At 49.5% G+C, this 7,742-nt stretch carries 7 protein-coding genes and 1 pseudogene; 6 read left to right on the top strand and 2 right to left on the bottom strand.

Features of this window, described 5'->3' with window-relative positions; all coding sequences use genetic code 11:
• From BN6628_RS16690 to BN6628_RS16675, 4 genes and pseudogenes are all read left to right on the top strand, one after another.
• Positions 1 to 701: pseudogene (locus BN6628_RS16690) on the top strand (flagellar hook-length control protein FliK); the annotation flags it as partial.
• Positions 698 to 1,006, top strand: a complete 309-nt coding sequence (locus BN6628_RS16685) for an EscU/YscU/HrcU family type III secretion system export apparatus switch protein (RefSeq protein WP_068619386.1) — start codon at positions 698 to 700, stop codon at positions 1,004 to 1,006. The pseudogene BN6628_RS16690 and the gene BN6628_RS16685, both read left to right, overlap by 4 nt.
• A complete protein-coding gene (locus tag BN6628_RS16680; protein ID WP_068619384.1) occupies positions 996 to 1,394 on the top strand; it encodes a YraN family protein in 399 nt (132 codons plus the stop codon). The genes BN6628_RS16685 and BN6628_RS16680 overlap by 11 nt, the downstream gene beginning before the upstream one ends.
• 38 nt (positions 1,395 to 1,432) lie before the next feature.
• Entirely contained in the window at positions 1,433 to 1,936 is a 504-nt protein-coding gene (locus BN6628_RS16675; RefSeq protein ID WP_068619382.1) for a DinB family protein, read from the top strand.
• Between the two features lie 494 nt (positions 1,937 to 2,430).
• Here the strand turns inward: BN6628_RS16675 and BN6628_RS16670 are convergent, their stop codons facing one another.
• Positions 2,431 to 4,017: a YifB family Mg chelatase-like AAA ATPase gene (locus tag BN6628_RS16670; RefSeq protein ID WP_068619380.1), complete on the bottom strand. Its 1,587-nt coding sequence runs from the start codon at positions 4,015 to 4,017 to the stop codon at positions 2,431 to 2,433.
• Between the two features lie 590 nt (positions 4,018 to 4,607).
• Here BN6628_RS16670 and BN6628_RS16665 point away from each other — a divergent pair.
• Positions 4,608 to 5,345 (top strand): collagen-like protein, encoded by a 738-nt coding sequence (locus BN6628_RS16665; RefSeq protein ID WP_068619379.1) that lies wholly within the window; start codon positions 4,608 to 4,610, stop codon positions 5,343 to 5,345.
• Positions 5,346 to 5,520: 175 nt separating this feature from the next.
• Here the strand turns inward: BN6628_RS16665 and BN6628_RS16660 are convergent, their stop codons facing one another.
• Positions 5,521 to 6,321, bottom strand: coding sequence for an RDD family protein (locus tag BN6628_RS16660; RefSeq protein ID WP_068619376.1), 801 nt, complete (start codon positions 6,319 to 6,321; stop codon positions 5,521 to 5,523).
• Between the two features lie 247 nt (positions 6,322 to 6,568).
• On the opposite strand from BN6628_RS16660, the gene sucC reads away from it, so the two are divergent.
• Entirely contained in the window at positions 6,569 to 7,729 is a 1,161-nt protein-coding gene (gene sucC, locus BN6628_RS16655) for an ADP-forming succinate--CoA ligase subunit beta (protein ID WP_068619374.1), read from the top strand.
• Positions 7,730 to 7,742: the final 13 nt, after the last annotated feature.

Below are 7,742 nucleotides of genomic sequence, written 5' to 3'. Positions count from 1 at the left end.
AGGCCGCACCAGCGCGCAGCGGTGCGGCGCAGGCCCTGCCCGGGACGGCTGTGCCTTCCGGGCAGCAGGCACGGCATGGCGCGGCTTTGAACGCGCCGCTGCCGGATGCTTCCGCCGCCGCTACGACGGCTTCTATGGCGGCGGATGAGCCGGCGGCCGCGATACGCGAGACGCTGAAGAGCGTGCTGATGCAGGTGCTGGATTCGGGGGACATGCCGCCGCAGCTTCAAGAGACGGCAAAACAGATGGTGAACCAGCTTACCGGTCAACAGCTGCTGATGAATACAGACCGGACAGCTCCTTTTGCCCAGTTCACAATGTTCCTGCCTTTTACTGGACCGGATGGGGATCAGACCGCTTCCGTGCATATTCAATCACGCCGGGGTAAGCGTGGGGAGCTGGATGCTGCCAACTGCCGGTTGTGGTTTGATCTCCAAATGAAACATTTAGGACAGGTCATGGTCGATGTTCAGGTCGCAGACAAGAAGGTCATTTTAAAGGTGCACAGCGATCAGGAAGCCGTGGGGGCTTTTATCGAGAGCAGACAAGATGAGATTAAGTCAGCTATTGAATCCTCCGGATATCGGCTGTTATCGCTAAAGGCAGAAGCGATGGAAGCTGCTTCTAAGGCAGGAGGGAGCGAGGCGATCCCACCACTGTATGTTCCGCAAGCCTATAAAGGAGTGGATTACCGGATATGAATCAGAAGCCTGAGGATCGAACTCCATCTATGAAGAGAGCGGTAGCCCTCAAGTATGAACCATCCGAGCATGAAGCACCAGTTATCGCGGCTAAGGGGACGGGGCTTCTGGCAGAAAGAATTCTTGAGAAAGCAAAGGAGCACGGCATCCCGGTCCAGGAAGACCCGGCTCTGGTAGAAGTCCTGTCAAAGCTCGACTTGGACCAGCAGATTCCCCCTGAGCTGTATGCCTTGGTGGCTGAGATTTTAAGCTTCATTTACCGCTCGGACCGTGCTGCTGAGAAAGGGCTGAACCGTGGAACATAAACGGGAATATAAGGCAGTCCGCAAGGACACACGCAAGGAGCAAGGGCGGTATGCGGAAGAACTGGCTGCCGACTACTTGAAGAATCAGGGCTACCGGATTTTAGCAAGGAATTGGCGCTGCCGGACTGGTGAACTCGATTTGATTGCGGAGTATAATCACGATATTATAGTGGTAGAGGTCCGCAGCCGAAGCAGCCGTTCTGTTGTTTTTGGCACAGCCGCTGAATCTGTGACCGCGAGGAAGATGAATCAGGTGAGAACGACAGCAGCTGTGTACCTGCACCGTGTGAACCGCTCAGATGCATCGGTCCGATTTGATGTCATTGCCGTTCAGTTCGGACAAGCCGGGCAGCTCGAATCACTTGATCATCTCAAAAATGCGTTTTGACAGGAACATACTCTGTTTGGCAAAGGAGCTTAGTGATCATGTTTACAACGATTAAAGCTTTTGAAGAAACCTGGCAGCGGGAGAGTGGGCTTACGCAGGCTATTCTGGATGTGCTCACGGATCAGTCGCTGTCGCAAGCCGTAACTTCTCAGAACCGCACTTTGGGACGTGTGGCATGGCATTTGGTTACTTCCCTCCATGAAATGCTGTCCCGTACCGGTCTTGACTTTGACGCCCCCCATCACGATGCGCCGCTGCCGGATTCTGCTGAGTTTATCGCACAGAGCTATAAGAAGGCCAGCAGCGCTCTGCTTCAAGCCATTTCTGAGAAATGGACAGACAGCAGCCTTCAAGAAAAGAACGATATGTATGGAGAGCAGTGGCGTAATGGCGCAACTCTTACGGTGCTGGTCTATCACCAGATTCATCATCGTGGACAAATGACTGTATTGATGCGTCAGGCAGGTCTGCCAGTTCCGGGCATTTATGGTCCTTCTCTGGAGGATTGGAACACCATGGGAATGGAGCCGCCGGAAATTTAATTGAAGTTCCTTGAAGGAAATCAAATTACATAACTGACGAATAAGTTGAAATAGAAGAGGCTGCCTACAGGTGGTCTCTTTTTGATATTCTAATCAAGATAGAATCACGGGTTGCACTGCTCAGTTCCTATCATCTATTAGATAGAACGGGGTATACTTCCTCGCTTCTCCAGAATCAATTCACCCTTTTGCTTATTCCTCGAACCTTCTTTAGTTCAACTTTATTAGTTGGGGAAAAGATAGAAATAGACCATTCACGGTGAATGGTCTGTTTCTATTTCTATTCTTAAGCTCTGATCGATGAAATGAGGGAGCTGGTTAATATAGATAATGCGTACCAAAAGGTCTTGAAATGTATCGCGGAATGCTGACCGGCAGATTCTGATTTAGCGATTAAGGCCGTTTTGGGGAGTGACGTGTTCTTTATTAGAACGATAGGCTGCCGACCATGAACAGACCTACAGTCCTGCCTGCGGTTCTTGTTAGCTCCAGCTCTAGCTTGTACTTCTTCTGTCGAGCTGCCTGTACTGAATAGCCTCAGCCACATGAACGGAAAGAATCTCCTCCGAGTTCTCAATGTCGGCAATCGTCCGGGACAATTTCAGAATACGATCATAAGCGCGCATGCTCAGTCCCAGTGCTTCAAAGGTTGCTTTCATCATCCCCTCTGCTTCCTTGTTAAGCCTGGTGAAGCGTCGCAGCGTTCTTCCTGACAGCTCGCTGTTCCAGGAGATGTTGTGCCTCCGGTAACGGTGCTGCTGCAAAGCTTGGGCAGCCAGAACCTTCTCTCTCATTGACGATGAAGAAAGAGGAGAGGGATCATACGGCCAATCCCCGGGCCTGGGCACTTCAACCTGCAGATCAATCCGGTCTAGTAGGGGACCGGAGATTTTGTCGCGGTAGCGCAGAATTTTGCCTGGTCCGCAGGTGCACATTGGCAAAGGCGGTTCAGCCCCTAAAAATCCACACGGACACGGATTCATCGAGGCAGCGAGGATGAAATGAGCTGGGAAAGTGAAGGCTGCCCTCGTCCGGCTTATAGTTACGGCCCGGTCTTCCAAAGGCTGTCTCAGTACTTCAAGCGCACCGCGTGAGAATTCGGGAAGTTCATCCAGGAACAGAATGCCTTTGTGGGCGAGGCTAACCTCACCCGGCTTGGGAATGGTGCCGCCGCCGACAATGCCTGCGGCTGAGATCGTATGATGCGGAGAGCGGAAGGGTCTTGTACGGATAAGCCCGGCCTCAGGCTCCTTAAGTTTGCCAGCCGCACTGAAAATTTTGGTTACTTCGAGTGACTCCTCTTGCGATAGAGGCGGGAGGATGGTGGGAAGACGGCGGATCAGCATGGTCTTCCCTGTCCCTGGGGGACCGATCAAAATGATGTTGTGCATGCCTGCGGCTGCAATCGTTAAGGCCCGTTTTACATGAAGCTGGCCTAGCACGTCGCTGTAATCCTCTTGCGCTGAGGATTGAACAGCCAATTGGGCTGGCGGAGCGGGGAGTGCTGGCACCTCCAGGTGCCGCATTGATTCCAGCTGATACGTTCCGCCTCCACTCTTCGAGAGCAGCAATTCCTGGTGGTCCTCGGGAACCAGCTCTCTTAAATGGCGCAGCCCATATACCTTAATCCCACCCAGCAGATGGGCTTCCTCCGCGTTTTCTCTCGGGAGCAGGACTGAAGTGAAGCCTTGGCGCTTCGCTAAGTCTACCATCGACAGCACGCCCGATACCGGACGGAGACGGCCTTCAAGGGACAACTCTCCTATCATAAGAACTTTCTCATCTTGGGGAAGCACGATTTGGCTGCTTGCAGACAGTAGGCCGAGGGCAATAGCCAGGTCAAATGCGGAGCCTTCTTTCCGCAGATCGGCAGGGGCCAGATTAATCGTGATTCGCTGGAGCGGAAACGTGAATCCGCAGTTTCTGACGGCCGAGCGGACACGTTCCACGGATTCGCGGACAGCTGAGTCAGGCAAACCAATGATGGAGGTCTGGGGAATTCCGCTCGACAAATCCACCTCAACTTCAATCAACACGCTGTCAATCCCGTAAAGACAAGCGCTGTATAGTTTGCTGTACATAACAAAAAAACACCCTTTCTCTGTTCATAATCAGACCTGCAGTGCAGACTGATATCTGAGGAAAAAAGGTGCTTCCTTAATATTTCCATATGTAATAAATTCTAGTTGGTTTTGGTTATAAGTCAAGATTTATTTATGGACTTTGCTACATAACTATAAAAATGCCTCGTATGATTTGGACACGCTGCTTCCACTGCCATATCAACTAGGTCGATGATGCATAGTGGTCTAAGACGTATTCGCGTCTGCACGTCTCAAGATATCAGGAAGTCGTAAAATGTAAAGGCAGTACTATCAGCATATCCCGAAAGGCATGTCCGTGTGTCTTATTACTTGTAAATTGACATGTAGTTTGGTTTTAAAAGTGCAGCAAAGTTCTTGAAGCAGCTGCAGTAAATTCATCATTGCCTTAACATTCGTGTTGGCCTTTTTGTGATGGCTGGGAAATTAGACTGGACTGGTAAATACCCCCTGCAGAAGCCTGTTTTTGCTCAAGATAGCCGTTAGTCTAGCAGGCTATAGTTATCCGTCCAAGCGAAACTTTAAGTAGACCCGTATTCTGTAGACAAATCTACAGGAGGTGTATATCATTGGATTGCTTAAAAAAGCGCCGCAAATGTAAAGTTGTTGTCCATCATCATAAAAAAAAGAAACGTCGCATCATTAAAAAAATCGTAAAGGTAAACTGTCCTCCCCCAAAGGTTAATGTTACGGCCCCGGCAGGTCCCCAAGGTCCTGCAGGTCCCCAAGGTCTCCCTGGAGCACAGGGCCTTCCCGGAGCACAAGGCCCGCAAGGTCTTCCTGGAATACAAGGCCCTGTAGGTCCACAAGGCGTGCCGGGACCCCAAGGTCCAGCAGGTCCAGCAGGAGTCGCTTCATTTGCGTTCTTATGCAGCACAGTTGATCAAACTGTTGCCCCAGCCCCAACTCCCGGAGGCCAAGGGGGCGCCGTCACCTTTAATGATTCTCTAATAAACGGACCGGCAACCTCCTTCACAAGTCCTTCTACCGTCAATATCCTGGAAACCGGCTTCTACAACATCAGCTGGGAAGTGTTCCCTACTGCCGGAAACAGTGCATTCGGCCTGTTCTTTGATCCGGATGCCGCCGGACCGCTGCCTGCCACACTGGTTCTTTGCAGCAACTATGGCTCCGGTGCAGGCAATAACCCTTATCAAGGTCAAGTTGTAGCGAGGTTAACGGCCGGAGGTACTCTGACTTTGAACCGGATTGATAATATGGGCACACAAACCCTTCAGGCAAGCATAGGCGGGGGAACGCCTACGGTGAGCGCTTCGATTGTTATAGAACAATTGGCGACGGCTTAAACAAGTTACTGACAACACTCAAAGATTATTTGTAGTATATGTACAAAAAATCGCTCTGCTACTAGCACAGCGATTTTTTGGCATTTGGTAGGGGATTTTCTTTTGATTCTTAAGGCGCTTTCCCAATATTTCCGTATGTAATAAATGCTAGATGGTTTTGGTTTTAAGTTAAGCTCTATTTCTTTATAGCCAGGGTATCGGCAACGAAATCATGCAGGGTCTGTTTCTTCGATGTCCAAATACACAACAAAAGCCCGATCCCTAGAGTTAGTAAAGAGAGAGGGGTGGAGAACGTTCTGGCAAGGGCTCGCAAAAAAGAAATACGTTGTCCTTTTGTATCCGTAATTTTGATTGACATGGCCATTTTTCCCAGTGTTCCTTGCGTTGAAGACGAGATCATCAACGCTTCGTAGAGTGTCAACACGGCTGACAGAATAAGATCGTACGGATTAAACCAAGAAGCTGTTGTCGAAGCAGGCTGATGTTCGAATAAATAACTAGAAGGTACGACTGGAGACGGAGTGCTTTTAAAGTAATTAAATATGATAATCAGAGGCAAGAAGACCACGAAGTAATCAATTAAGCTGGCCGCCACTCTCCTCCAAAATCCCGCGTAAGGGGTTCTGGATTTGTTTTTAGCAGCGGAATTAGGTCTTCTGATGTTACTCCCTTGGCTCTCAGAGCCTTTTGGGATTGCCGCCATTAAATCATTTGCGGTGTGGCTCGCAAACCGCCCGAATGGTTTAACATCTCCCTGATGAGTCTTTTTGGATTTAACATGGTTATACAGTTTAGTTTGATCTTCAGACAAGATCGCTTTTTGTACACGTTTAGGTTTAGGCTCAAGTAATGGCTCAGGTATAGGCTCATGCTCAAGCAGTTCTCGCTCATCACTTAAATCCAACGGCGCAGCACAGATCATACACAATTCATTGGATTGATCATTTTGGCCGCCGCACTCAGGACAAATTTTCATAGATTCCTCCGGACAATGACTTATAGAAGAGATTTCCTAAGCACATTGTACTATGGAACCAGGAATACGAATAGAAAAAAAGTCTTAAATCATTCTCAACACGCGATGAAACCGATATCAAAAACAGTGTAGAATTTATGAACTTTTTAAGGAAAGCGTTTTAAAAACATGATACAATATTGTGGGTTTGAAATTATATGGAATTTTCGTACCCTTAATAACCGCCCGTTGATAGGAGGATTCTAGAGTGAATATCCATGAATATCAAGGAAAAGAAGTCCTAAAGCAATATGGAGTGACCGTTCCGCAAGGACGGGTGGCATTTACGGTGGATGAAGCCGTGGAAGCAGCCGAAGCACTGGGCAGCCCAGTGGTCGTGGTCAAAGCTCAAATTCATGCAGGTGGCCGCGGTAAAGCCGGCGGTGTCAAAGTAGCCAAAAATTTGGATGAAGTGCGGACCTACGCAAGTGAAATTCTCGGCAAGGTGCTGGTAACCCACCAGACTGGACCGGAAGGTAAGGAAGTCAAGCGTCTCTTGATTGAGCAGGGCTGTGACATCCGTAAAGAATATTATGTCGGCGTGGTCGTTGATCGTGCTACAGGCCGTGTAGTCCTGATGGCGTCGGAAGAAGGCGGCACGGAGATTGAAGAAGTTGCAGCTGCGACACCGGAGAAAATTTTCAAGGAAGTTGTGGACCCGGCTGTAGGACTTCAGACGTTCCAAGCCCGCAGATTGGCTTATGCTATCAATATTCCTAATGAACTTGTGGGCAAAGCTGTGAAGTTTATGCAGGCCCTTTATACGGCATTTATAGAAAAAGACTGCTCCATCGCCGAGATCAATCCGCTTGTCGTAACAGGCGACGGTGAGGTTATGGCCCTGGATGCGAAGCTTAACTTTGATTCCAATGCGCTGTTCCGCCACAAGGACATTCTGGCGCTCCGCGATCTGGAAGAGGAAGATGCCAAGGAGATCGAAGCATCTAAATTTGACCTGAGCTACATTGCGCTTGATGGCAATATCGGCTGTATGGTTAATGGTGCTGGCCTTGCCATGGCAACGATGGATATTATTAAATATTACGGCGGAGACCCTGCCAACTTCCTGGATGTTGGGGGCGGTGCGACGGCTGAGAAAGTTACGGAAGCTTTCAAGATCATCCTGTCTGACAGCAAGGTGAAGGGGATCTTTGTTAATATCTTCGGCGGAATCATGCGCTGTGATGTTATTGCAGAAGGGATTGTTGAAGCCGCGAAGCAGGTGTCCTTGGACCGTCCGCTTGTGGTCAGACTCGAAGGCACCAATGTTGAACTCGGCAAAAAAATCTTGGCTGAATCGGGACTTGCTATCGTCTCTGCGGATTCCATGGCTGATGGAGCCCGCAAGATCGTAGAGCTCGTATCATAATACGGAATTTAGA

Source organism: Paenibacillus tuaregi (assembly GCF_900086655.1).
Lineage (GTDB): Bacteria > Bacillota > Bacilli > Paenibacillales > Paenibacillaceae > Fontibacillus > Fontibacillus tuaregi.
Note: the sequence above shows the minus strand (reverse complement) of the source record. Positions and strands in the feature narration are given on the sequence as shown.

Excerpts from the sequence above, each read along its gene's own strand:
- BN6628_RS16685 (WP_068619386.1), top strand. The coding sequence starts at position 698 with ATGAATCAGAAGCCTGAGGATCGAACTCCATCTATGAAGAGAGCGGTA.
- BN6628_RS16675 (WP_068619382.1), top strand. The coding sequence starts at position 1,433 with ATGTTTACAACGATTAAAGCTTTTGAAGAAACCTGGCAGCGGGAGAGT.
- BN6628_RS16670 (WP_068619380.1), bottom strand. The coding sequence starts at position 4,017 with ATGTACAGCAAACTATACAGCGCTTGTCTTTACGGGATTGACAGCGTG.
- BN6628_RS16660 (WP_068619376.1), bottom strand. The coding sequence starts at position 6,321 with ATGAAAATTTGTCCTGAGTGCGGCGGCCAAAATGATCAATCCAATGAA.